The 25,139-nt window shown below is 57.2% G+C and carries 21 protein-coding genes and 3 pseudogenes; 9 read left to right on the forward strand and 15 right to left on the reverse strand.

The annotated features are described in order from the left end of the window. Positions 1-4 precede the first annotated feature (4 nt). Genes N6V40_RS14365 through argC form a run of 4 tightly spaced genes read right to left on the reverse strand, consistent with a single transcriptional unit; the run spans position 5 to position 4,450 of the window. Positions 5-1,261, reverse strand: a complete 1,257-nt coding sequence (locus N6V40_RS14365) for an acetylornithine transaminase (RefSeq protein WP_396267940.1) — start codon at positions 1,259-1,261, stop codon at positions 5-7. Next, positions 1,258-2,196: an acetylglutamate kinase gene (gene argB / locus N6V40_RS14370; RefSeq protein WP_131089890.1), complete on the reverse strand. Its 939-nt coding sequence runs from the start codon at positions 2,194-2,196 to the stop codon at positions 1,258-1,260. The genes N6V40_RS14365 and argB overlap by 4 nt, the downstream gene beginning before the upstream one ends. Positions 2,197-2,207: 11 nt before the next feature. Then, entirely contained in the window at positions 2,208-3,422 is a 1,215-nt protein-coding gene (gene argJ, locus N6V40_RS14375; RefSeq protein WP_262198069.1) for a bifunctional glutamate N-acetyltransferase/amino-acid acetyltransferase ArgJ, read from the reverse strand. Then, a complete protein-coding gene (gene argC / locus N6V40_RS14380; protein ID WP_131089892.1) occupies positions 3,419-4,450 on the reverse strand; it encodes an N-acetyl-gamma-glutamyl-phosphate reductase in 1,032 nt (343 codons plus the stop codon). Before argC ends, argJ begins: the two co-directional genes overlap by 4 nt. Before the next feature lie 176 nt (positions 4,451-4,626). Between argC and N6V40_RS14385 the strand changes: the two genes are divergently transcribed. The 5 genes and pseudogenes from N6V40_RS14385 (at position 4,627) to ppk2 (ending at position 12,059) form a co-directional block, all read left to right on the forward strand. Next, on the forward strand, positions 4,627-5,595 hold the full coding sequence (locus tag N6V40_RS14385; protein WP_131089893.1) for a quinone oxidoreductase family protein: 969 nt from the start codon (positions 4,627-4,629) through the stop codon (positions 5,593-5,595). A 251-nt stretch (positions 5,596-5,846) separates the two neighbouring features. Next, a complete protein-coding gene (locus tag N6V40_RS14390) occupies positions 5,847-9,782 on the forward strand; it encodes a Pls/PosA family non-ribosomal peptide synthetase (RefSeq protein WP_131089894.1) in 3,936 nt (1,311 codons plus the stop codon). Positions 9,783-9,796: 14 nt separating this feature from the next. Continuing rightward, on the forward strand, positions 9,797-10,117 hold the full coding sequence (locus N6V40_RS14395; protein WP_262198070.1) for a gluzincin family metallopeptidase: 321 nt from the start codon (positions 9,797-9,799) through the stop codon (positions 10,115-10,117). Positions 10,118-10,170: 53 nt separating this feature from the next. Beyond that, entirely contained in the window at positions 10,171-11,097 is a 927-nt protein-coding gene (locus N6V40_RS14400) for a M1 family metallopeptidase (RefSeq protein ID WP_262198071.1), read from the forward strand. 66 nt (positions 11,098-11,163) lie between these two features. Beyond that, positions 11,164-12,059, forward strand: a pseudogene (gene ppk2, locus N6V40_RS14405) (polyphosphate kinase 2). A gap of 8 nt (positions 12,060-12,067) precedes the next feature. On the opposite strand, the gene N6V40_RS14410 reads toward ppk2, so the two are convergent. Both N6V40_RS14410 and N6V40_RS14415 read right to left on the reverse strand, forming a co-directional pair. Then, positions 12,068-12,763 carry a 4'-phosphopantetheinyl transferase family protein gene (locus tag N6V40_RS14410; RefSeq protein WP_131089897.1) on the reverse strand — a complete coding sequence of 232 codons (696 nt, stop codon included), beginning with the start codon at positions 12,761-12,763 and terminating at the stop codon, positions 12,068-12,070. Continuing rightward, a complete protein-coding gene (locus N6V40_RS14415; protein ID WP_131089898.1) occupies positions 12,763-14,277 on the reverse strand; it encodes a DUF5129 domain-containing protein in 1,515 nt (504 codons plus the stop codon). The genes N6V40_RS14410 and N6V40_RS14415 overlap by 1 nt, the downstream gene beginning before the upstream one ends. A gap of 294 nt (positions 14,278-14,571) precedes the next feature. Here N6V40_RS14415 and N6V40_RS14420 point away from each other — a divergent pair, with 294 nt between their 5' ends. Next, the gene (locus N6V40_RS14420; protein ID WP_131089899.1) at positions 14,572-15,093 is read left to right on the forward strand and encodes a phosphoribosyltransferase; all 522 of its coding nucleotides are present in this window, start codon (positions 14,572-14,574) and stop codon (positions 15,091-15,093) included. A gap of 115 nt (positions 15,094-15,208) precedes the next feature. Next, on the forward strand, positions 15,209-15,664 hold the full coding sequence (locus tag N6V40_RS14425; RefSeq protein WP_131089900.1) for a GNAT family N-acetyltransferase: 456 nt from the start codon (positions 15,209-15,211) through the stop codon (positions 15,662-15,664). Positions 15,665-15,681: 17 nt separating this feature from the next. Here N6V40_RS14425 and N6V40_RS14430 read toward each other — a convergent pair whose 3' ends face one another. The 9 genes and pseudogenes from N6V40_RS14430 to infC all read right to left on the reverse strand — a co-directional run bounded on the left by N6V40_RS14430 (position 15,682) and on the right by infC (position 23,769). Continuing rightward, complete coding sequence (locus tag N6V40_RS14430; protein ID WP_165477351.1) at positions 15,682-15,843, reverse strand: hypothetical protein; 162 nt, start codon at positions 15,841-15,843, stop codon at positions 15,682-15,684. Between the two features lie 206 nt (positions 15,844-16,049). After that, a pseudogene (gene pheT / locus N6V40_RS14435) lies at positions 16,050-18,589 on the reverse strand (phenylalanine--tRNA ligase subunit beta). 3 nt (positions 18,590-18,592) lie between these two features. Then, positions 18,593-19,672 carry a phenylalanine--tRNA ligase subunit alpha gene (locus N6V40_RS14440; RefSeq protein ID WP_262198072.1) on the reverse strand — a complete coding sequence of 360 codons (1,080 nt, stop codon included), beginning with the start codon at positions 19,670-19,672 and terminating at the stop codon, positions 18,593-18,595. Positions 19,673-19,813: 141 nt separating this feature from the next. Further along, complete coding sequence (locus N6V40_RS14445) at positions 19,814-20,455, reverse strand: LppM family (lipo)protein (protein ID WP_131089903.1); 642 nt, start codon at positions 20,453-20,455, stop codon at positions 19,814-19,816. Positions 20,456-20,635: 180 nt separating this feature from the next. Further along, positions 20,636-20,976 (reverse strand): annotated as a pseudogene (locus N6V40_RS14450) (NUDIX domain-containing protein); the annotation flags it as partial. 2 nt (positions 20,977-20,978) lie between these two features. Then, positions 20,979-21,872 carry a TrmH family RNA methyltransferase gene (locus tag N6V40_RS14455; RefSeq protein ID WP_131089905.1) on the reverse strand — a complete coding sequence of 298 codons (894 nt, stop codon included), beginning with the start codon at positions 21,870-21,872 and terminating at the stop codon, positions 20,979-20,981. Between the two features lie 110 nt (positions 21,873-21,982). Beyond that, the gene (rplT, locus tag N6V40_RS14460) at positions 21,983-22,648 is read right to left on the reverse strand and encodes a 50S ribosomal protein L20, sunset domain variant (RefSeq protein ID WP_131089906.1); all 666 of its coding nucleotides are present in this window, start codon (positions 22,646-22,648) and stop codon (positions 21,983-21,985) included. A 103-nt stretch (positions 22,649-22,751) separates the two neighbouring features. After that, positions 22,752-22,946, reverse strand: a complete 195-nt coding sequence (gene rpmI, locus N6V40_RS14465; RefSeq protein WP_013348480.1) for a 50S ribosomal protein L35 — start codon at positions 22,944-22,946, stop codon at positions 22,752-22,754. Positions 22,947-23,112: 166 nt separating this feature from the next. Continuing rightward, entirely contained in the window at positions 23,113-23,769 is a 657-nt protein-coding gene (infC, locus tag N6V40_RS14470) for a translation initiation factor IF-3 (RefSeq protein ID WP_242632564.1), read from the reverse strand. A 327-nt stretch (positions 23,770-24,096) separates the two neighbouring features. On the opposite strand from infC, the gene N6V40_RS14475 reads away from it, so the two are divergent. Together N6V40_RS14475 and N6V40_RS14480 are read left to right on the forward strand one after the other, a co-directional pair. Next, positions 24,097-24,462: a DUF1844 domain-containing protein gene (locus N6V40_RS14475; protein WP_131089908.1), complete on the forward strand. Its 366-nt coding sequence runs from the start codon at positions 24,097-24,099 to the stop codon at positions 24,460-24,462. 125 nt (positions 24,463-24,587) lie between these two features. Beyond that, positions 24,588-25,124: a GNAT family N-acetyltransferase gene (locus N6V40_RS14480; RefSeq protein ID WP_131089909.1), complete on the forward strand. Its 537-nt coding sequence runs from the start codon at positions 24,588-24,590 to the stop codon at positions 25,122-25,124. The last annotated feature ends 15 nt before the right edge of the window (positions 25,125-25,139 follow it).

Consider the following 25,139-nt stretch of genomic DNA (forward strand, 5'->3'; position numbering starts at 1 on the left):
AGTTTTAGGCGGCGGCGATCAGCTGTGGCAGCGCCTGCAAGAAGCTGCCCAGCTGCTCTTGGGTGATCACCAGTGGCGGGGCCAGACGGATGGTGAACTCGTCGGTGGCGTTGATGATAAATCCGGCATCTAGCGCCGCGGTCACCAGTGCCGGGGCGTTGGCCTCGGTAAGCTCAAAGGCGGTGAGCATCCCTGCCCCGCGCACCTGTCCCACGCCGGTGATCCCGGCTAGCTGTTGACGCAGCCACTGACCATTTTCTCGAACCTGTTTAAGCAGGTTCTGGGATTCGATGGTGTGGATGACCGCCAGGCCCGCCGCGCAGGCTACCGGGTTACCACCAAAGGTGGTGCCGTGATCGCCCGGGGTTAGGCGTCCGGTATTTTCTTCACCAAAGACGATCATCGCGCCGATCGGGAAGCCGCCGCCCAGACCCTTGGCCAAGGTCATCACGTCGGGAATGACCGGTGCCGAGGCGAAGAATGCGCCGGTGCGCCCCATGCCGGTTTGCACCTCGTCGAAGACCAGCAAGGCGCCAGCCTTGCGGGTAATGTCCCGGGCTGCCTGCAGGTACTGAGCCGAGAGCATTTTCACTCCGGCCTCACCCTGAATCGGCTCGATGAACACCGCCGAGACAGTTTCGTCCACTGCCTCACGCAGCGCCTCGATATCGCCGGCTGGAATCCAGGTGACGTTTTCGGGTAGCGGAGCGAAAGGAGCCCGGTACTTTTCCTTATAGGTCAGCGACAGTGCACCTAGGGTGCGGCCGTGGAAGGCGTGTTCTAGGGCGATCACCCGGGTACGCGGGGTCTGGTCGGTGCCAGCGTTGCGCCGGGTCAGCTTCAGGGCCGCCTCGTTGGCTTCGGTTCCGGAGTTGGCGAAGAAGACTTTGGAACCTGCCGGTGCGGCAGAGATTTCCAGTAGCTTTTCGGCCAGGGCGATCTGGCTCGGGGAAGTGAAGAAGTTCGACACGTGCCCCAAGGTAGCCAGCTGGCTGGTGATCACGGAGGTCAGCAGCGGGTTGGCATGCCCTAGGGTATTCACCGCGATCCCACCGAGCAGGTCCAGGTACTGGTTGCCGTCAGCATCCCACACATGGCAGCCAGCACCACGCACGAGTACACGCTGCGGGGTGCCAAAAACGCCAAGTAGCGAGGTGGAGTAGCGCTCGGAAAGAGCCGCCGAAGAAAGCTGGGTTAGCTGCGCCACCTCATCGATGGCCACATCGGTAGCGCTGTTGGTGTGCGTGGATTGCTCGCTCACAAGTTGTCCTTTGCGTGGGTGATTACCCCCGGGAGCACCTGGGTGCCCACCCCGGCGGTGGTGAAGATTTCTAGCAGCATGGAGTGCGGGACTCGACCGTCCACGATGTGCGCTTGGCCCACGCCTTCATCGACGGCTTTCAGGCAGGCACCCATTTTGGGGATCATGCCCGATTCCAGACTTGGCAGCATGCCGCGCAGCTCATCGTTGGTGATGGAACTGATCAGCGAGGACTTGTCCGGCCAGGCCGCGTACAACCCTTCCACATCGGTGAGGATCACCAGTTTGGTGGCGCCCAGCGCGGTGGCTAGGGCGGCCGCGGCGGTATCGGCGTTAACGTTGAGCACCGCACCGGTTGGATCGCCATTGTCATCAAATTCCGGGGCGACGGTGGAAATCACCGGGATCATGCCGGCGTCCACCAGTGAGTCAACCTGATCGGTGCGCACGCGCGTGACCTCACCAACCAAACCCAAATCCACCGGCAATCCGTCAACGATGGTGCCGGTCCGCACGGCCTGCAAGGTGGCGCCGTCCTCGCCGGACATGCCCACCGAGTAGGGTCCGTGGGAGTTGATGAGCCCCACCAGATCGCGCTGCACCTGGCCGGTGAGCACCATACGAACCACGTCCATGGCCTCGGGCGTGGTCACCCGCAGTCCCCCGCGGAATTCCGACTTGATGCCCAAAGTATCAAGCATTTTATTGATCTGCGGTCCGCCTCCGTGCACCACCACCGGATTGATTCCGGCATGCCGCAAGAAGACGATGTCCTCGGCGAAGGCACGTCGCAGCTCATCGTTGACCATCGCATTGCCACCGTATTTGATGACCATGGTGGTTCCGGCAAAGCGCTGGATCCACGGCAGTGCTTCAATGAGCGCTTCGGCTTTGGATTGGGCGGAATCCAGGTTGGTGCGGATGCTTTGAGCCATGTGGATCGTTCCTAGCTGGAGTAGGCGGAGTTTTCGTGGACGTAGTCGTGGGTCAGGTCGTTGGTCAGCACGGTGGCTTCCTCACTGCCTGCGTTCAGATCGATCTCGATGGACACGTTGCGTTCTTCAAGAGAGACCAGATTTCGATCTTCGCCCACCCCGCCGTTTTTGCAGACCATCACGCCGTTGATCGAGACGTTAAGCTGATCTGGTTCAAAGGCAGCCTTGGTGGTGCCAACCTCGGAGAGCACACGGCCCCAGTTAGGGTCTTTGCCAAACACTGCGGTCTTGACCAGGTTGGAGCGGGATACGGCCTTGGAAACTTCCAGGGCGTCGGCTTCACTGGCGGCATTGTAGGTGCGGATCGCGATGGTGTGATCGGCCCCTTCGGCGTCTTCGATCAGCATCGCGGCCAGTTCGCAGCAGGCGTCGGTCAGTGCTGCAGTGAATTCGCCCAAGTCCGGGGTGGTGCCCGAGGCACCGGAGGCCAGCAGCAACACGGTGTCGTTGGTGGACATGCAGCCATCGGAGTCGGCACGGTCAAAGCTCATCGCAGTGGCTACGCGCAGAGCCTGATCGGCCTGATCGGAAGAAAGCACCGCATCGGTGGTGAGAACAACCAACATGGTGGCAAGCGCCGGGGCGAGCATGCCCGCGCCCTTGGCCATACCGCCGATGACCACTTGGCCACTTGCAGCATCCCCCACCGTGCGCGAAACTAACTTCGGCACGGTATCGGTGGTCATAATTCCGGCTGCAGCCTGATCGGCGGCATTCTGGTCGGTAGCCAACACATCCGCGGCGGCTTTCACCCCGGGAAGCAGCTTATCCATGGGAAGCTGCATGCCGATCAGGCCGGTGGAGGCCACTGCGACATCCCCTGCGGACACCGAGAGCAGTTCAGCGACGTATTCGGCACTCTGGTGGGTATTGCCAAAACCTTCGGCGCCGGTGCAGGCATTGGCTCCGCCGGAGTTCAGCAGCACCGCATCAATTCGACCATCGGCCAAGACCTGCTTGGACCAGTGCACTGGGGCGGCGGCCACGCGGTTGGAGGTGAAGACACCGGCGGCGTTAAAGTTTGGACCAAGGTTTTTGACCAGAACAACGTCGTTCTTGCCGGTGGACTTCAGACCTGCTGGTACCCCGGCAGCGCTGAAGCCGGCCGGTGCGGTGACACCTAAAGCTGGTGCCGAAGGATAGGTATTGGTGTGGGCGAGACTCACGGTGCAACTCCTTGCATGAGCAATCCGGTATTTTCTGGCAAGCCCAGGGCGATGTTCATGGACTGAACTGCCGCTCCTGCGGTGCCTTTGGTGAGGTTATCGAGCGCGGCGGTGACAATCACACGGTTGGCGTGCGTATCAAAGGCCAGCTGTAGCTGAACGTGGTTGGAGCCTTGGACCGCGCCGGTAGTCGGCCACTGGCCCTCGGGTAGCAGGTGCACAAATTGCTCGTTGGCGTACGCCTGTTCCCAAGCGGTGCGCAATTGCGCTTCAGTGACTCCGGCTTTCACCTTGGCGGTGGCGGTGGTCAAAATTCCGCGTGGCATCGGTGCCAGCGTTGGGGTGAAAGACACGATGACCTCTTCGCCGGCCAGCTTGGAGAAGCCCTGTTCCATTTCCGGGATATGGCGGTGGATGCCACCAACACCGTAGGTGCTCATCGAGCCCATCACTTCGCTACCCAAGAGGTTTGGCTTCAGCGATTTGCCGGCTCCCGAGGTTCCGGAAGCGGAGACGATGACCACGTCATCTGACTCGAGCAGCCCGGCCGCGAAGCCCGGTGCAAGGGCGAGCTGACCGCCGGTTGGGTAACAGCCTGGTACGGCTACGCGCTTGGTGCCCACCAGTTTTTCACGCTGGCCAGGTAGTTCGGGCAGCCCATATGGCCAGAAGCCTGCGTGTTCGGAGCCGTAGAACTTTTCCCAGGCGGCTGCTGATTCAAGGCGGTGATCTGCCCCGGCATCAATGACCAAGGTGTTTTCCGGTAACGCTGCGGCCACGGTGCCGGAGGCACCGTGTGGCAGGGCCAGGAATACTACGTCGTGCCCGGCGAGGTTTTCTACCGAGGTTTCTACCAGAACTCGATCGGCGAGCGCATGCAGATGCGGTGCGATCGAGCCGAGTCGCTGCCCGGCTTGGGAGTGCGCGGTGATTGCGCCAATCTCTACTTCTGGATGGGCCGCAAGGATGCGAAGGACCTCACCGCCGGCGTAACCGCTGGCGCCGGAGACAGCTACTGAAATCGTCATGACTAGATTCTATCGCGAATTATTCACCCACGCTAATAAATATTCATAAAATTCTTCGTCACGTAACCCGACATCCTGCGAAGCTGTCCCCACCGTGAAGAGCAAAGTCCTAAACTGGCCGTAGAGACCCCGCCGGAACACCCCCGGGACACTGAGAATTTCAGGAGTAATGCAACATGGAGCAACAAGCCATTGCAGTTAACGAACCAACCGACGCCAACGGACTGAAGCTAACTCAAATCCCAGTTCCGTCCCCGGGTGCTGGCCAGCTCCTAGTCAAGATCGCGGCGACCGGCGTGAACTTCATCGAGACCTATCAACGCAGCGGCATCTACACCGTGGACTACCCATTTGTGCCCGGCTCAGAATTCTCTGGCGTAGTTGAGCAGATTGGTGAAGGCGTACAGAACTTCAAGATCGGCGATCGCGTAGCAACGGCCTCAGGAGAAGCGGGCTACTCGCAGTATGCATTGGTGGATGCCGCGCTTACCGGCAAGGTCCCGGACGCGGTGGATTTACATGTCGCTGCGGCCCTTCCCTTGCAGGGCATGACCGCTCACTATCTGGTCCACTCCAGCTACATGGTTCACAACGGCGACGTTATCCTCACCTATGCCGGCGCCGGTGGAGTAGGCCTGATCCTCACCCAGCTACTCAAACTCAAGGGTGCCACCGTTATCACCACCGCATCCACCCAGGAAAAGAAGGATCTGGCTAAGGCAGCCGGGGCAGACTACGTGGTCGATTACGACCAGGTGGCCCAAACCGTTGACAAAGTCACCGGCGGCAAGGGAGTTAACGCGGTCTATGACGGTATCGGCAAAGACACCTTTGATACGTCGCTGGCAGCCTTGCGCCGCCGTGGCACGCTAGTTCTCTTTGGTGGCGCCAGCGGTCAGGTCCCACCTTTTGATATACAGCGATTGAATGCCGGCGGTTCGTTGACCGTGACACGTCCAAAGCTTGTGGACTTCTTGACCTCGCAGCAGGAGATGCACTGGCGCTTCGGCGACATGGTTGGTTGGGTAGCCAGCGGAAAGATTGATGTGCGCATCGGTGCACAGTATCCGCTGACCGAGGCAGCCGCGGCGCATACTGCCTTGGAATCTCGATCCACCACTGGCAAAGTCATCCTGTTGCAATAAGTACCAGCGATAAGGCCTGAGAAGCAATAAAACCCATTGCTTCGAAGGCCTTTCGCGTCGCAGAAGTGAATCCTTTGAGAGATAGCCGACAGTTCAAGCAAGTCTGGGCTAAGGCGAGGTTCAAAGCGTATTAAATGAATACGGGACCAGCAGGTCCCACCCCTCCAGGATCCATTTCGTTTCCGGGACGCACTCCCCCAGCGACCCGACACAACTGACACATTTTTGTGAAAGCGATGGATCCGTTCAAAATGAACAACGATCAAACTCCTGTACCGGATCAAGAAATTTACACCCCACAATTTCCTTCCGGTGCATTAGCTCCGGCTGCCCGTACCCTCATAGACATTCTCCAGAACACCGCGCAGGCTCACCCCGACGCGGCGGCTATTGACGACGGCGAGCGCACCGAGAGTTACGCAGAGTTGCTCCTTGAGGTCAAGGCCAAGGCGCTGCGCCTCCACGAGCAAGGTTTGGGAGCTGGCGACCGCGTTGGCGTACGTGTTGAGTCCGGAACTCGTCACCTATATGAGTGGATCTTGGCGATTCTCTGGGTCGGCGCCGCCTACGTTCCGGTAGACGCCGATGACCCGGACGAACGTGCCAAAACGGTATTTACCGAAGCGCAAGTTGCCGGAATCGTTAAGGGTACGGACACCATCGTGGTGGATGCCGCCCGGCCAAAGCCATTTCCTGTTCCGCGTCTGCCAGATCTTCAAGACGACGCGTGGATCATCTTCACCTCAGGTTCCACTGGCAAGCCCAAGGGTGTTGCCGTTTCCCATCGATCAGCGGCCGCGTTTGTTGATGCTGAAGCCAAGATGTTTTTACCGGTTGATCCGCTAAACACCACAGACCGCGTGCTTGCTGGGCTATCCGTAGCTTTTGATGCATCCTGCGAAGAAATGTGGATTGCTTGGCGCAATGGCGCCTGCCTCGTCCCCGCCCCGCGCGCCCTCGTGCGCAGCGGCATGGACCTCGGGCCCTGGCTGATTTCTCGTTCCATCACCGCAGTGTCCACCGTTCCCACCTTGGCAGCACTATGGCCGGCCCAAGCCTTGGATTCGGTTCGCCTGCTGATTTTTGGTGGCGAAGCCTGTCCACCGGAACTAGCCGCACGACTGGCCACCGAAGGCCGCGAAGTGTGGAACACCTATGGACCTACCGAAGCAACCGTTGTCGCCTGCGGCGCCACCATGGACGGCAGCCTTCCGGTACGCATCGGCTTGCCGCTGGACGGATGGGATCTGGCAGTCGTTGACCCTGCGGGTATTCCGGTTGCCGAAGGCGAATCTGGTGAATTGATCATTGGCGGCGTGGGACTGGCCCGCTACCTTGATCCTGAAAAAGACGCAGAGAAATACGCACCGATGCCCACACTTGGCTGGAAGCGCGCCTATCGTTCCGGCGACATGGTCATCAATGATCCGCTGGGTTTGATCTTTATTGGTCGTGTTGACGATCAGGTGAAAATCGGTGGACGGCGCATTGAACTTGGTGAGATCGACGCAGTGCTGAACTCTCTGGTCGGAGTATCTTCGGCCGCTGTCGCGGTCCGTGAAACGGCTACCGGCAACAAGATCCTTGTCGGTTATTTGCAAGCATCCCAAGACTACGATCTGTCCGCTGCACGCACCGCCCTGTTAGAAGACCTGCCAGCACCAATGGTTCCGATCCTTGCGGTCATGGATAACCTGCCGATGAAGACCAGTGGCAAGGTAGACCGCAACGCATTGCCTTGGCCGCTACCGGGATCTGAAAACACCGAACAGTCCCAAGATCTTCCCCCGCTGGATGAAGTTGGCGAATTTATTGCCGAGGCATGGCAAGGGGCACTCGGTGCACCCGTATCCGGAATTGACGCTGACTTCTTTGCTTCCGGCGGAGGTTCGCTCTCTGCTGCCCAGCTGGTCTCGGCATTGCGCGTTCGCTACCCAGACCTGACGGTTGCCGAACTCTACGACTACCCGCGATTCGGCGCTCTTGTTGAGTATCTGGGCGGTCAACAGGTATCAAGTGAACCGGTGGAACCGCGCACGGTTCTTCGCACCAAGCGCCTGACCCAGTTGGCGCAAACCCTGGTCGCCTTCCCGCTGTTTATTCTCTCCGGACTGCGTTGGGTCACCTTCCTGTTGCTCGGACACCTAGTCCTCGTGGCCATGAACGTTTTTGAAGACCCCTTGCCAACCCCTTGGTACGTGATAGCCGGACTGTGGCTGGTGTTCGTGACTCCACTTGGCCGCATGAGCTTGTCAATCCTGGCCAATAAACTCTTGCTACGCGGACTGAAACCCGGAACTTATCCACGTTCAGGATCCGTGCACCTGCGTCTTTGGTTGGCCCAGCATGTCGCTGATGTTGTTGACCCGATTTCCCTTTCCAGCGCACCATTACTGCCTTGGTACGCTCGGATGCTCGGCGCAAAAATTGACCGCACCGCGACAATCCATTCCTTGCCACCGGTCACCGGCATGCTCACCGTAGGCCCCGGCGCCACCATTGAACCGGAAGTTGACGTCAGTGGCTACTGGATCGACGGCGACAAACTGCATGTGGGCACCATCGAGGTGGGCGCCCATGCCTCCATTGGTGCACGCAGTACCCTGACTCCCGGCTCAGTCATCGGGGCGAACACCATTGTTGATGCGGGATCAGCCGTCTATGGAACGACCCGTGATAACTCCCGCTATGCCGGTTCCCCGGCAACCAGAGAGTCCAAGGCCAAACCAAAATGGCCCGAGCAGGAACCTGCCTATCGTAAATTGCCGCGACTACTCGGCGGGCTCGCTTCAGTCTTGCTCAACCTGACACAGTGGATCCCGATTCTTCTGGCACTGCTTGCGCTCACCCCAGTCTTGCGGCCAGCACCTTCGTTAGCTGAAATCGGCTGTCGCTTTATCCCTGCCGTTGTGGTGGCGGCCATTGTCTGGTTCTTGAGCAGCATGGTGCTCACCATCATCATCGTGCGCCTGCTATCCATCGGCCTGGTCGAAGGATGGCATCCGGTCACTTCCCGCGTGGGTTGGCAAGCATGGGCCACCGAACGCGTACTTGATACCGCTCGTGATCAGCTCTTCCCGCTGTATGCCTCACTATTCACCCCGATCTGGCTACGTTTGCTCGGCGCCAAGGTGGGTCGTGACGTCGAAATTTCCACTGTTCTGCTCATTCCCAAGATGACCACTATTTCCTCCGGCGCGTTCTTGGCCGACGACACCATGGTGGCCTCCTACGAACTAGGTGGCGGGTGGATGCATATCGCCCCGGTCCGCATTGGTAAAAAGGCGTTCCTGGGCAACTCAGGCATCTTGCATGCCGGTCGCAGAGTCCCCAAGCGTTCGTTGATCGCAGTATTGTCCGCTACCCCGAAGAAGATGAAGGCTGGCACTTCTTGGATCGGTTCGCCTCCACATAAGTTGCGCCGTACCACCGTGGAAGCCGAATCCGAGCGGACCTATCAGCCAGGGTTGAAGCTAAAGATCATGCGTTCCTTCTGGGAACTGACCCGTTCGCTGGCGGTCTTCACCACCGTAGCCATCGCCGGTGGAGTGCTGTGGGCGCTAGCTGCATTGATCACCTCCACCAACGTGTGGCTGAGCATCCTGCTCAGTGGCGCAGTACTCGTAGCTGCCGGAGCATTGGCAGCACTGATCGCAGTGGCGGCCAAATGGCTTGTAGTTGGCGCCATCCGCCCAAGTGAACACACACTGTGGAGCTCATTTATCTGGCGCACCGAAATGGTCGATTCCTTCACCGAACTTGTGTGCGCACAATGGTTTGCACGCTTGGCTTCAGGCACTCCGGCCTTGGTCTGGTTCCTACGCGCCCAAGGGGCCAAGATTGGGCACGGCGTCTGGTGCGAAAGCTACTGGCTGCCCGAAGCCGATCTCGTCACTCTGGAAGACCATTCAACGGTCAACCGTGGTTCGGTCCTACAGACTCACTTGTTCCACGACCGCATCATGTCCATCGACAAGGTCACCCTAGGTGCGGGAGCTACCCTGGGCCCGCATAGTGTCATCTTGCCAGCGGCCAAGATCTCCGAAGGTACAACCACCGGTCCAGCCAGTTTGGTTCTGCGCGGAGAGGTACTGCCTGCCAATACCTATTGGCGGGGCAACCCCGCAGTACGCTGGAACATCAAGCCAGTTGAACAACCAACGCAACCAGTCGCGCACGAAGCCTGAGGATACGTAGAGATATGCCCCATCGCATTTTGGATGAGTACACCAAACACTATGGCTCCGGAAGCTACACGGTAGAGCATTACGACGTGAACTTAGTGGTCAAACTTGCCAGTAATCACCTTGATGGCCGAGCCACCCTACGTATACGAGCGCTCGAAGACCTGAACGAAATTGAACTGAACCTCAACGGGCTAAAAATCGTCAAAGCCACATGCCAAGGTCGCAAGGTTTCTGTCAGCAAAAAGCACCACAGAGTAGTTGTTGCCACCCCAAGCCGGGTCAAAGCCGGGGATCAGATCGAACTTCAATTGCGCTACGGAGGTAACCCAGCGTAGATAACGGACAGTGGGGCGAGGTCGGCTGGGAAGAGTTAACCGACGGTATTTTGGTGTCCGGACAACCAGTGGGCGCTTCAACTTGGTTCCCCTGCAATGACCACCCGAGTCACAAGTCTTCGTATCGTTTTGAGGTTTCTACCGACGCCGGCTACCGGGTTGTTGCCAACGGCGAGTTGATGGATCATCGCCGTTCGGCAAGCCGAAATACGTGGGTTTATGAGGCACGTGAACCAATGGCAACCTACTTGGCAACCTTGCAGATTGGCCGCTACGCAGAAATTTCCTTTGACCGTGGTGGACACCTGCTGGCTTACTCCGTACCGGGCAATGACCTCGCGGTGCGCGGAGCCTTTGCGAAGCAAGCTGACATGGCACAAATCTTTGAACTGAAGTTCGGCCCTTATCCCTTTGAACATTACAAGATTGTTGTTGTTGACGATGACCTTGAGATTCCGTTGGAAGCCCAAGGCATGAGCATTTTCGGCCGGAACCATTTGTCGTTGGAATGGGAAGACCAACGACTGATCGCTCACGAATTTGCCCATCAGTGGTTTGGCAATTCGCTGACCCCCGAGCGGTGGAAAGACATTTGGCTCAACGAAGGATTCGCTTGCTTCAGCGAGTGGGTCTATTCAGATCAGGCAAAGATCATGTCCCTCGAACAGCGTGCTCGCACGGCTTGGGAAATGCTCGATGGCCTCCCCCAAGATCTGCAGGTCGGTGATCCGGGCCCCGAAGACATGTTTGATGACCGCGTGTACAAGCGCGGTGCGCTCACGCTCTACGCTCTGTTGACGGCTCTTGGTGACAAGACTTTTTACGCCATGCTCCAGGACTGGACCAGCACATATCAGCATGCTTCTGTGAACACAGAGAAGTTTGCCAAACACGTAAAAAAGCATGCGACGAACGTCGACGTTGAAGGAATCTTGACTGCTTGGTTAACCGAACAAAGGTTGCCTGATTTCCCGGCATAGCCTCGCGCCATTCCAGTTCAGTACGAGTTCACTAACCGTTCATTCTGAAATTTTAGGCTGAGAAGTATGAGTGTAGAAGTCCCCCTGCTTGACGAAGCGTTCCGCGGTTTTTCGGTGCTTGACGACGATGATGACGACCCAGTGTTGTTGCGCGCCGACGGAACTGTCGTTGACACGTGGCGTGAAGATTACCCTTACAACGAGAAGCTTGACCGTGATACTTACGAAGTTGAAAAACGTGCCCTGCAAATTGAGCTGCTGAAGCTTCAAAAATGGGTTAAGGCCAACGGGCGTCGCATCATGATTGTTTTTGAAGGCCGTGACGCAGCGGGTAAGGGCGGCACGATCAAGCGTTTCACCGAGCATTTGAATCCGCGCGGTGCTCGTGTGGTGGCGCTGGAGAAACCCAGCGAACGTGAATCAACTCAGTGGTACTACCAGCGTTATGTGCAACATTTCCCCTCAGCCGGGGAAATCGTTCTCTTTGACCGATCTTGGTACAACAGGGCCGGAGTAGAGCGCGTGATGGGTTTCTGCACTCCGGAACAGGTAGATCACTTTCTTGAGCAGACTCCATCCTTTGAAAAGATGGTGGTCGACGAAGGCATCGATCTAGTGAAGTTCTGGTTCTCGGTCTCTTCTAGTGAACAGCTCACTCGCTTCACGATTCGCCGCATTGACCCAGTGCGCCAGTGGAAGCTCTCCCCATGGATCTTGAATCTTTGGATAAATGGGAGAAGTACACGGAAGCAAAGAAAGAAATGTTCCTCAAGACTGATACCGATCATGCTCCGTGGACCGTGGTGAAGTCTAATGACAAAAAGCGAGCCCGACTCCAAGCGATGCGACACGTGCTTGATCTCTTTGACTACAAGGGAAAAGATCATGACCTGGTTGGTTCCCCTGACCCACACATCGTGGGACGCGCTGCCAATGTCATCACACACGGTGAAGAATTCTAGCTCCGCACCTAGCACACCGCCGCTAGCGGAACGGTAATGCAGGTCCCCAGCAGCCCTTGGCCGCTCGGGCCTTCTGCTATCCAGCGCCCATTCATCACCGTGAGATCATGCTCTGCGGCAACCGATCCTTTGGCCTGAATTTCAGCGTGGAAACTGTGGGCCTGCGCATCAAGGATAATCCGGCATTCCAAGAAATCCAGCCACTGCCTAGTCAGCGGGAACCATGCTTTGAAGACACTTTCCTTGGCACTGAAAATCAGCCGATCCCAGGCCGTTTCCGGATAGCGCGAATTTAGCTCGCCAACCATCCGTTGTTCTTCGGGAAGCAAAATGATGTCGAGGGTTTCGGCAGGCAGTGAAGCATGTAATTCGGCGTCGATGCCAAGACCGCGAATATCGTTGGTGGAGGCTACTGCGGCTGCCCGAAAGCCAACACAATGGGTCATGCTCCCCACAACGCCAGCGGGCCAAACCGGTGCCCGTTTTTCATCGGGAACCAAGGCAATACCCGCATGACCCAGTTGCCCCAACGCTCGGCGAGCGCAGACCCGGACGGTACGAAATTCATGCTGTCGTTCAGGCACCGCATTGGCGATATACCGTTCTTCTTCTCCATAGGATTCGGTATCCTCCAGCTCGGTACGGGACTGAACTACGTACACCGAAGACGGCAAGAGCGATGCGAAGATATCGTTGCCTTTCATTAGAAGTGGGAAGACCCACCCGAACCGGAGAAGCTTCCGCCACCAGAGTATCCGCCCGACACTCCCCCAGAGGAACTCGCTGCTTCACGCGAGGCAGTCACTGCACTGACGCCCGTGGAATATCCGTGGTTATAACTACCCACGCGCCAATACATCGTAGCGGGATTCAGCACGTCCAAGATGGTGCCCGAGCGACCCGAAAACGCGCCGGTTTCATATCGGGATTTCTTAAGCGCCGATTGCATATCGGCCTTCTCTTCTACGTTTTGTGCATACACTTCGATTTGCGCTTGAGCGAAGATATCCAACTTTTCGCTCAGCTCGGCACGCAAGGCAGATAATCCATCGAGCGCTTGATCCACGGTGATTGATTCTTGCGTCAGCTGTGCCGACAGCTCGTTGAGTTTGGTGATTGCTATTTCCCGGTAGGAAGTCAATGCGGCTGCACTGCCCTGCAGCTCTGGTTCGAGATCATGGACCAATCCCTTGATCTCCTCCAGGTCATCTTCCAGCGGCTTGATCTGTGCATGCCATGCGTCTTGCCAGGAGGCCGAACGAGTATAGAGCGCAGACGCAGCGATGATGGCGTCATCGGTCAGATCCAGGGACTGCGCTGACTCCCGGAACTCCTTAGTAAGGCGAACACCTTCGGCGCTGGAACGTTCCTTTTTGTTTGAACTTTCTAGCGACTGCTGGGCTTCGAAGCAGGCACGGTATTTGGTCATGAACTTGCTGAAACGCTGTTCCAGCTCGGAGGCGTGCGCTGAAGTGGACGGCAGTGTACGGGCCGCCAATTCGGTTTCTTCTAAGTCCATGGTGACGTTGGTCAGATGCACGGATCCTTGTTGCAGTTCTTCTGCAAAAGTTTCTCGTCGTGTGGACCGGGTATGCAGTGCAAAGCCACCCACGATGAGAGCGACAAATCCACCGACACCACTGGTGATCCATAAGGCCGGGTGCTGGTACCAGGGGCGATTCATGATCACGGATGCTTGGTCGGCGACAGCGATGACGCCGTCAGTCCAACGGGAAAGATTAAAGTCATCGTGGCCAGCTTCATGGATGCTCTCTATGGCGCTCTCGGAGACTTTACGGTCTTCGCCGAAGTACGTTCCGATCTGTCCATCTCCCGGTCCTTCGATGGACAGGGTGATGATCAATAGTCCGTCGGCCCAGTAGTCGCCGTAGTCTTCAGGCTTGTCAGATATCCATTCCGGATGTGATGACTTAGCGTAATCAAGAGTTTTGGTGTTGATGTCATCGGAGTATTCGCCGTTGCGGGCATAAATTGCAACGTCTGTTGGCTCGTTAAAATCGAGGTCTTCCAAGGCGTCGCGCAGCCGCTGCTTATTAAGTTTTCCCGTGGAGTCATCGATGGTGACCGATTCTAGGTTCTGCCCGGCTGCGACTTGCACTGAGTTGGCCGCTTGCGCGGCAGGCAGGACTCCGATCAGCCCCAAGGAGAGCACCGTTAAGGCACCGACTAGTGAAATGTTCCAAGTTCGTGGGCCCATGTCGCGTCTCCTTCATCGGGTTTCCGGGTTATCTCCGGTCGATGGCCTTTCCCCTATCCTAGCGAGTCAGAATGTGGCACCGATCATTCTTGAGGCTGCTTTTGGCGCATTAGGGTCACAACGTGTTCGTTCCAACCCCGGTTTCCCGAAAAGTGATGGATTCCTCAAGCAGGTCCATTGCATACCTATTCACGCCTAATCAGCGGATAAGAATCCTCCGGGCTTGGGAGGAAAAAGTGAACGATTGGTTTGAACCGTGCAACATTGCCCCGAATTCGGCGCTAATATTACAGAATGACTAGCATTGATGATTCAGGCGCATCCGTCCTTTCAGAGCCGGAACGCGAGATCCTTACTTGGGATACCTTCGGCGCAGCCTCCCGCGAACTTGCACAGACCGTTGTCGATAGTGGCTTTGAGCCAGACATCGTTTTGGCTGTTGCGCGTGGTGGCCTACTCTTGGCCGGATCGATCTCCTACGCGCTGGGTGTCAAGGCCTGCGGCGCCCTCAACGTCGAGTTCTACACCGGCATCGGCACCGTATTGCCAGAACCAGTAGTTCTGCCTCCAATGCTGGATGACGGCCACCTGCGTGACAAGAAGATCCTGATCGTTGATGACGTCTCGGATTCGGGCCGCACCCTGGAAAAGGTTGTCGAGTTGGTTTCCGCTTGGGGCGCAGAGGTCAAGACCGTTTGCCTCTACACCAAGCCACGCACCATCATGGTTCCAGACTACGAATGGCGCCGCACCGACAAGTGGATCACTTTCCCATGGTCGGATCTGCCACCGGTCACCGCTGGTGGAGCAAAGTAAATATTTTCTGACACTGCAGGGAACGATCTGATGGTCGTTCCCTGCAGTGTTTAATAAGCAACCATCTAATAAGCAACATTAGAATCCGCGAATGCAGATGTCCTAGGCTGAGCCTATGGATCCATCTATTGTGCTGACCGCTCTGACCGAAGCCGACGCAGATTTTATCGCGCAATTGGCTGCCGATAAGAGGATTACTGCCTACATCGGTGACGGTCAGCCATGGAGCGATCAATACACGGGGCAACGTATTGAGGATGCGATAAACAGTCCTGAAATCTCTTGGTTTGTCGCTCGAAGAGACGGTATTAGGGTCGGGTTGTTTACTGCCGTGCAGCGCGAGCAGGCAACCGAAATCGGTTATTGGATTGCCCCAGAATTTTGGGGTCAGGGATTGGCGAAAGCGATCGTAGCACTAGGTATCAAAGCGCTAAATGCGGTGGGCTTTAGCCAGCTGATGGCGCGCGTGATGCCGGAAAACAAAGCGTCGCTCAAGGTACTACAACGCCTTGGGTTCGTGGTCCAAGAAGACACTGCAGAGCTAATTACGATGCGACAAAGCGTCGTTTAGTCGCCGCCATCAAATAGTTAAGGCGCCATGGTTCCACTGGTTGGACGCAATGGATCAACAGGCTCGTCCGTTGGTTGGTAACTAGGTGTCGGTTCATCTTTGAGGTGTGCCCCGGCGCCGCGTTCGATGAAGACTACAACACCCCAGCCAGCAGCGATTAGTGCAGCAATGGCGAGCATTCCAAGAAATAAAATTAGAAGTACCGCACCACAAGAACGTAGACCCTTCACTGCCGGTCACTCCACCTTTGCATCTCGTAGCCCTTTAGAGCTTTCTCAAGATTAATTGTAGTCGCCACTTTCGGGCGCGGTTGCGCACAAGAATGCCCCGGTGCTTGCTCAGATAAAAAAATCGAAACAAACACCGGGGCATCGGCAAACCTGCGTTAGCGCTGAGTAGCACCAAACTTGTCTGCTGCCACTGCGACGGCGGCGGCCCGCGCCTCTGAAGCTTCATCAGCAGTCAGGGTGCGATCAGTAGCTCGGAAGCGAAGACCGAAAGCCAAAGACTTCTTGCCTTCTTCAATACCCTTGCCCTGGTAGACGTCGAAGAGTGCAACATCTTCAAGCAGCTCCCCTGCGCCTTCGCGCAGTGCAGCTAGTACGTCTCCGGCAACGACGTCCTGGTCAACGACCAAGGCGACGTCTTGAGTAGCCAGCGGCTGAGTGGAAAGCTGCGGCGCAACTACCACAGCAGGAGTTGCCTCCATCAGTGCTGCGGCGTTCAGTTCCATAGCCACGGTGCGTGCTGGCAGGTCCGAATCCTTGAGCAGCTGTGGGTGCAATTCACCTGCGTAACCAACAACCTCGCCGGCAACCTTCAAGGTTGCGGCACGGCCCGGGTGGAATGCTTGGTGATTTCCCTGAGCAACTTCGAGCTCTACGCCGAGGATTTCTGCCACGGTGTGGGCCGCGTCCAGTGCGTCAGCCCAATCCCACGCACGTGGCGCGAAGCCGGCCGCAGCCGAAGCCTCGTTACCGGTGAAGACTGCAGCCAAGTGCCATGGCTGGTTAGGTACACCATTGAACAATTCGGCCAGTACTTCATCACTAGGCTTGACGCCCAACGGTGGAAGTACCGAGGAACCGAGCTGCGCTCCTGGCAAGAACACCAGACCGCCCTCGTACAAGGCCAGATCGCGGAAGCCACGGCCAATGTTGCGGCGTGCGGTTTCCAGCAGTCCTGGTAGCAAGCTGGTGCGAAGGAATCGGAATTCCTTGGAGATCGGGTTAGCCAACGAGATGGCCTTGACCTCGGTCCCAGCCTGCGCAGCACCGAAGGTGTTGTTCTGCGACTCGGAGACAAACGGGTAGGACAGAATCTCGGTCAGTCCGGCGTCAGCCAAGCCCTGAAGCAGGCGACGACGCTGCGACTGTGCACGAGTCAAACCACGGCCCGGAGGCGCCACTGGCAAGGTTGCTGGAATCTTGTCGTAGCCAACTACTCGGGCTACTTCTTCAACCAGGTCTTCCTTGATGGCCAGGTCTGGGCGCCAGCTTGGAGCGGTGACCAAGAAGCCAGCACTGTTCTGCTCAACGCTTGCACCGATGCCCTCTAGGGCAGCAACGGTCTGCTCGTCGGTGTAGTCAACACCAATCAGTGCGCCGGCAAAACCAGCAGGCAACTGAATCTGCACGTCGGCTGGCTGCGCGCCAGCGTCGGTGATGTTGGTGGTTTCGGTACCGCCAGCTAGTTCCACCAACAAGTTGACCGCACGCTGTGCTGCAACCTGCATGATGTGTGGATCTACGCCGCGTTCAAAACGCTTGGATGCTTCGGAAGGTAGCTTGTGACGGCGACGTGAACGGCCGATGGATACCGCATCAAAGTGAGCGGCCTCGATCAGCACGCGGCTGGTGGTCCCCGAGACTTCGGTGGACGCTCCCCCATAACACCGGCAATGCCTAGTGCTCCGGACTCGTCGGTGATCAGCAGGTCCTCGGTGGAGAGCTCGCGCTCCTTGTCGTCCAAGGTGGTTAGCTTCTCGCCAGCGTTGGCGCGGCGCACGGTGATACCACCGGTGAGCTTGTCAGCGTCGTAGAAGTGCAGTGGTGCACCGAGTTCAAGCATGACGTAGTTGGAGATGTCTACGGGTAGAGAAATCGAACGCATGCCAGCCAGCTGTAGGCGTGAAGCCATCCAGCGTGGGGTTGGCAAGCTCGGGTTAATGCCGGTGACTTCGCGGGTGACAAAACGGCTGCAGCCAGGAACGTTGTAGATCGGTGCAGCGTCAGCCAAAGTGACTTCGTGGCCCGCAGCGCTAGCTTCAGAAACAACCACGGTGGTGGTTGGATCGGTGAAGGAAGTGCCGGTGGCCAGTGCGTATTCGCGGGCTACGCCACGAATGGAGAAGCAGTAGCCACGGTCCGGGGTCACATTGATTTCAGCAGCCTGGTCATCAAGTCCGAAGAGCTCGAATGCGTCGGTGCCAACTTCTGGGTCAAGACCGTAGTTGGAAAGCACGATGATGCCGTCGTGGTCATCACCGATGCCCAGTTCGCGCGAGGAAGCGATCATGCCAGCCGAGGTGTGGCCGTAGGTCTTGCGTGGCGAAATCTTGAAGTCACCGGGCAGCACAGCGCCGGGAAGCGTGACAACTACCTTGTCGCCCTCCACAAAGTTGTGCGCACCGCAAACGATGCCCTGTACACCTGTTGGGTCGATGCCCTTACCGGTCAGGGTCTGCTCGGTACCTTCTGGGACCACGCGGACCTGGCACCAGTTGATGGTCTTGCCGTTGGAGGCAACTTCCTTTTCCAAGGAGAGCACCTGGCCAACCACGATCGGGCCCGAAAGCTCGTCGCTGGGACGGTGCACGTCTTCTTCTTCAAGGCCAACCTTTACCAGGTCCGCCATGATGTCTTCGGCCGATGCGTCGGCCGGTACCTGCGCATATTCGCGCAGCCAAGATAGTGGAATACGCATTACTTAGATCTCCATCCCGAAGTGCTGGCTGAAACGGATGTCGCCCTCGATCATGTCGTGCATGTCCGGGACATCGTTACGGAACATGAGCGTGCGCTCAATGCCCATGCCGAAGGCAAAGCCCGAGTACTCTTCAGGGTCAATGCCTGCAGCTCGCAATACGTTCGGGTTGATCATGCCGCAACCGCCCCATTCGATCCAGCGTGGCCCACCCTTGGCACCTGGGTGCCAGGTGTCCAGCTCGGCCGATGGCTCGGTGAATGGGAAGTACGCTGGGCGCAGACGGATCTGGGCTTCTTCGCCAAACATCTGGCGAGCGAAGTGCTCCAAGGTGCCGCGCAAGTCGGCCATGGTCAGGCCCTTGTCCACGGCCAGACCTTCAAACTGGTGGAAGACCGGGGTGTGGGTGGCATCCAGCTCATCGGTGCGGAAGGTGCGTCCAGGGCACAATACGTACACTGGCACCTCACGCTGGAGCATGGAGCGAACCTGTACCGGTGAGGTGTGGGTACGCAACACCAGGTGTGCGTCGGCAGGCTCAATGAAGAAGGTATCCTGCATTTCGCGGGCCGGGTGATCCGGCTTGAAGTTCAGCGCGTCGAAGTTGAACCACTCGGATTCAACCTCGGGGCCTTCGGCGATTTCCCAGCCCATGCCAACAAAGATGTCGGACACACGGTCTTGGAGCACCGAGAGTGGGTGGCGTGCGCCAACCGAGCGGCGGCGCGGTGCGGCGGTAACGTCAACGGTCTCTTCAACGAGGATGCGCTCAGCTTCGGCTTCTTCGAGCACCACGGTGCGGGCCGCTAGGGCCTTGTTGACTCGTCCGCGAGCTGAACCTACCAGCTTGCCTGCGATTGCCTTTTCCGTCTTGTCCAGCTTGCCGATTTGGCGGTTGGCCAGTGACAGTGCGGACTTTTCGCCGGTGTGCGAAAGGCGGGCATCTTTGAGTTCGTTCAGGTCTCCAGCAGCTTCGATGGCAGCTAGAGCAGCCTCAACGGCCTGCTGAATTCCTGCTTCATCGGTTGGATGCGGAACATTTGACTCCCCGTCGGGAACTTGTCCAGTTGTCTGATCAGACATGGGATCGATCGATCCTTACTCTTATCTTGTACTTACGCGTAGAACACTTTGGTTCCATTCTATTGCCAAGGGCCCGTGATCGTTTCACCGATGACGGGCCCTTGGCGTGAAGCTTCTTACCTCGAAGCGTTTTTTGCTCGCTTAGTGCGACTCTTTGACACCCTTTGGTGCGAAGACCACCACGAAGATGAGGCTCAAGACCAGCAATGCGCCACCAAAGACCAGCGAGTACAGCAGGCTGTGATCAAATTTGCCGGTGGCCTGGTAGACCTCGGCGCCCTTGACCAGGTCAAAGGTGACGGCCTTGCCATGTACAACGCCTGGACCGTTAGAGGTCACTTCGCCGGGGAAATTTACTTCCAAGTTTGCTTCAGTGAAGTTTTGGTCAACGGTGGCTTTGTCCCCTGGCATGGAGAAGGTAACTTCTTTACCGTCGTCGGCTAGGCCGAACTGGAAGCCGAAGATTTTAAAGGCATCAGCCAACTGGGTGTAAGTCTTGGTGCCGTCGGTTTCGAAGCGCAGGCCCACGTTCTCGCCCTCTTCGACCTTGCTGTAGGTCCACTGACCTTCAATTTCTTTTTCCATGGCAGCGGTGTCCACGGTGGCAGCGAGCACTTCGTCCAGGCTCTGACCCTGAAGATTTTCCTTGTTTATGGTTACTTCAACAACGCCGGTGGTCTTGTCCTGACCAACAACGTTGATTTCTGCGTTCATGTTGACGCAACCGGACAGGGCTAGGACTGCGGTAAAGACCAGCGCGATAACGCTGAACACTTTCTTCACTGAAAAGGGCTCCTCAGAATTTTTTGGTAGTTTGTTGCAATGTCTCAATGGGCATTCATTCAAGCTTACGCGTCTTTAGCCAACGGGCCCTCGACGGGCCTGGGCTAGGCATGCCGTGACGATTGGGGCATCAGCAGGGATCCATGGGACCAGCTGCTGCATGCTCTGATCTAGGTCCAACCAGGCCAGCTGGTCGTGACCGTCCAGAGTCTGGGCATCACCTTCGATAATCTGAGCGAACCACATGCGCATGGCCGCCGAATCGTTCAGTTGCCAACCTTGGGCGTGCGGTCCGGGAATCAAAGCACCAAGCTGGATCTTTACGCCTAGCTCTTCGTGCAGTTCTCGGTGCACGGCTGCGATTTCGCTCTCCCCGGTTCCACTTTGCCGCCAGGGAATTCCCATAGTCCGGCCAAAGATTCGGGGCGATTGCGCCTAGCAGCTAATAGTTTGGTTGGTGAGTGCAGGTCATCAACGATGGCTACGGCGACAATTTGCTTCAGGTTTTGTGCTCTATCCATGCTTAGTCCTGCTTGGCTGAATGCTGCGCACGAGCCGAGGCATACAAACAAACAGTGGCTGCGGTGCCAACGTTCAAGGATTCAGCGACTCCGTAGAGTGGCACAGCAATGCTGTGATCTGCTGCCTGCTTTTCGCCCTCGTCTAGGCCCTGACCTTCATTGCCAAAGAGCCATAGGGTTGGTGCTTCCAAAGCTGGCTCACCAGCTGCCGGGGCAGCGCCGGTGCCGTGTGCACGCAAGACGGCGGCGTCTTGCAAGGCATCCAGGTCTAGGGAACCATAACCGTCGGCTGCTAGCACTTGGCTTCCGGTAGTCTTAGCGGCTTCAACGAGGTGCTCAAATTCGATGTTGTTCAGCACCGGCAGGTGGAACAGTGAACCAACGGTGGATCGTACGGCTTTGGGGTTGTAGATATCTACGCTGCCCTTGGTCAGGATTACCGCGTCGGCTCCGGCTGCGTCTGCAGCACGAAGTACGGTTCCGGCGTTGCCTGGATCCTGCACGCGGCACAAAACTGCGATGAGTTTTGGTTTGGTGGCCAGCACTTCACTCAGTTGTGGTTGCGCGATGGCAGCAACGGCCAATATGCCCTGTGGGGTCTGGGTACCAGCCATGGCGTGCAGTACCTCGCCGGTGACAATCCGGGTAGGTACTTGGGCCTGATCAAGAAGCTGATCAAACTCCTCGTGGCTTTCGAGGAAACCGCCCACTACATAGACAGCCTGGACGAGATTATCGTCCTCAAGGTGGGCCTTAAGTGCTTCTCGCACCGCTTGGGGTCCTTCGACGAGGAACTCCCCGGTAGCTTCACGCCCCTTGCGGTTGGCCAGGCGGGCCACGGCCTTTACTTTCTCGGCGCGCGGATTGGTCATCACTTCAGCGGAAAAACTGCTCATATATCGAGAATACCGGTAGAAACACTAATGGGTGGGTTCCGCGTAAACGCGGTACCCACCCATCGGTGTGATCTGTCCTACCTGAGCCTTAGCTCAAAGGGAGAAAAGATTTACTTCATCTGCTGGCGGGATTCTCCACCAGCTGGTTCGAAGCCTGCAGCCTTAGCAGCTTCGATCGAGTTGAACCAGAACTCTGCTTCAGTCTGCTCGTACCAGGTCGAACCTGGAACGTGGTACTTGTTCGAGTCGGCATTGCCCTTGATTACGAAGCCTTCTGGAGCATCCTGGCCTTCAACAGCCTTGAATACGCCTTCGCCCTCGGTGGACTTTGCAGCAGCCTTTGGAGCCTTTGCAGCCTTAGGTGCCTTAGCAGCCTTTGGAGCAGCAACTTCAGCAGCACCGCGTGGAGCGTTGACGTCAGCTGGAAGAGCTTCCTTTGCAAGCTTTACCAAGGTAGCGAAAGCGTTCGAGTCCGAAACAGCCAGCTCTGCGAGCATACGACGGTCAACCTCGATCTCAGCAGCCTTCAGGCCCTGGATCAGACGGTTGTAGGTCATGCCGTTGGCGCGGGATGCAGCGTTGATGCGCTGGATCCACAGGCGACGGAAGTCACCCTTACGCTTACGACGGTCGTTGAAGCTGTAAACGAACGAGTGGAGCAACTGCTCCTTAGCCTTACGGTACAGGCGCGAACGCTGACCGCGGTAACCCTTTGCGCGTTCCAGAACGACGCGACGCTTCTTGTGGGCGTTTACTGCCCGCTTCACACGTGCCACGTGTGTACTCCTTCAAGTCGGTTCCCCAGTGCTTGCACTATGCAAGGTGGGAGAAATCTATGGTGGTGGGGTTATAACTTCCCCGTGTTGCGAAAGGGAGAGCTTAGAGGCCCAGCATCCGCTTGATGGTCTTTACATCGGCCTTAGCGACGATCTGGTCAGAAGCCAGGCGACGAGTAACGCGCGAGGACTTGTGCTCCAGGTAGTGGCGACGGTTGGCCTGCTGGCGAGCGAGCTTACCGCTACCGGTGAGCTTGAAGCGCTTCTTGGCGCCACTGTGAGTCTTGAACTTCGGCATAGCTGCCGTTCTCCTAACGTGCTCCATCCGGCAAAATTACCGAATGGGGATCATCCGAAGCGGGCCCCGTTGAGGTGACCGCTGTTGTTCTCTTGTAGTTGGATCTTCCGAAAAGGAAGATCCTTCACCATAAACGGTGACGGGCTCGAAAGCCCAACAGGCTTGGCTAGGCGTCGCCTTCAGCTGCCTGACGCGCCTGCTCCAACTTGGCGCGGGCTTCGTCATCCATTGAAGCGGCAACGTTCTGGCCCTCGGTCTCAGCTGGAGCGTCGGTGCGGATCTTGCGCTTAGCCGAATCACGGCCACCGGACTTCTGCTGCTGCTGTTGTTCGCGGCGAGCCTCTGCCTTGTTCTTCAGCGGACCAACAACCATAACCATATTTCGGCCATCGATGCGTGGGCTGGATTCGATCAATCCGACCTCAGCGACGTCTGCTGCAAACTTTTCTAGCAAGCGGATACCCATCTCTGGACGCTGCTGTTCACGACCGCGGAACTGGATCATGGCTTTCACCTTGTCACCAGCGCCCAGGAAGCGCAGTGCATGCCCAACCTTGGTCTCGTAGTCGTGAGTATCGATCTTTAGACGGAAGCGTACTTCCTTCAAGATCGTGTTGGTCTGGTTCTTACGAGCTTCACGAGCCTTGACAGCGGCTTCGTACTTGTACTTGCCAAAGTCCATCAGTTTGCACACTGGAGGCTTGGCGTTGGGTGCCACCTCGACCAAGTCCAGATCGGACTCATGAGCCAAACGAAGCGCGTCCTCGATGCGGACGATGCCTACCTGCTCACCATTGGGGCCGACGAGACGTACCTCTGGCACGCGAATGCGCTCATTAATGCGTGGATCGCTGATGTGTCACTCCTGAAATTCGTAATCATAACCGCAAACGAAGAAGGCCCCGTCTGCGATTGCAGGCGAAGGCCAAAAGAGAAACGACATAACGATAGGCGCAAATATTTGCGCCTGCGTTTTCAGATTGCATTACTGCGATCCTGCCGAGGTACCCGGAAGCCTGGAAACGGCGACAGCGGGTGGGAGATGGCCTCCACTTGCATGGCTCAATACTAGTACGAATCTCTTGTCCAGAACTAACTGAACGTCATGAGAAGTACCGGCATCGAGTCGGTCTGTGACAAGCTTAGCAGTATGAGTACCGAAGACACCAACTCGCATCAGCACCTCGTCGATCAGCAGGTGCGCGACATCGCCGAAGTTCCGGCCGTAGAAATCATCACCACCGCAGCTGTTCACCTGATGAGCGCCGCAGCAGTTAAATGCGGCCTTGCTGAAGGCGCAGACGCCGAAGAACTAAAAGATCTAGACGAAGCACGCAAGCTCATCACCGCGCTTGCAGGCCTAGTCACCGCTGGCGCACCGGAGATTGGCTCGCAGCACGCAGCTCCTCTGCGCGACGGTCTGCGCAGCCTCCAGCTGGCATTCCGCGAAGCTTCACTGATCCCAGATGCCCCCGGCAAGGGTCCAGGCGAGAAGTACACCGGCGCTGTCAACTAAGAAATTTTCGCAGTTTTTAAGAGATTAACATCATGGGCTCGACTCCACTTTGGAGCGGGCCCATTGTTGTCTCCGCCACGTCGAATCGGCCTTTCCTGCAAATGCGTGAGCGCTAGTGTTGGATTATGAAGATCCTTGAACAGCCAACACTCGATGCCAACTCGTTTCGTTTGCGTCCCTTTTTGGACAACGACGTTGTGGCGGTTCAGCAAGCTTCAGCAGATCAGTACATTTCACACATCACTACCCTTGCCTTTGAATCAACGCGTGAACAAGCTCTGAGCTTTATTCAGCGCCAACGCCAACGGGTCATCGACAAAACCGGCTATTCCTTCGCCATTGCCGATGCAGGATCTGATCTGGTTGTCGGTCAGATTGGATTATGGCTACGCAACGCTGACCGGGGTCGGGCCAGTATCGGGTATTGGATCGCCAAGGAGCATCGTGGCCGTGGCATCATCACTCGCGCACTAGAAACCCTCAGCATCTGGGGTTTGGCGCATCCGGGCATTCATCGCCTCGAACTTTATGTAGAGCCGTGGAATCTGGCTTCATGGCACGCAGCGCAAGCCTGCGGCTTTGAACGGGAGGGATTACTTCGCGGTTGGGAAATTATCAACGGCAAACCCAAGGACCTCTACATGTACTCACGACTGAGCTGACAACTTTCGGTCATG

The organism is Glutamicibacter sp. M10, from assembly GCF_025452055.1.
Lineage (GTDB): Bacteria > Actinomycetota > Actinomycetes > Actinomycetales > Micrococcaceae > Glutamicibacter.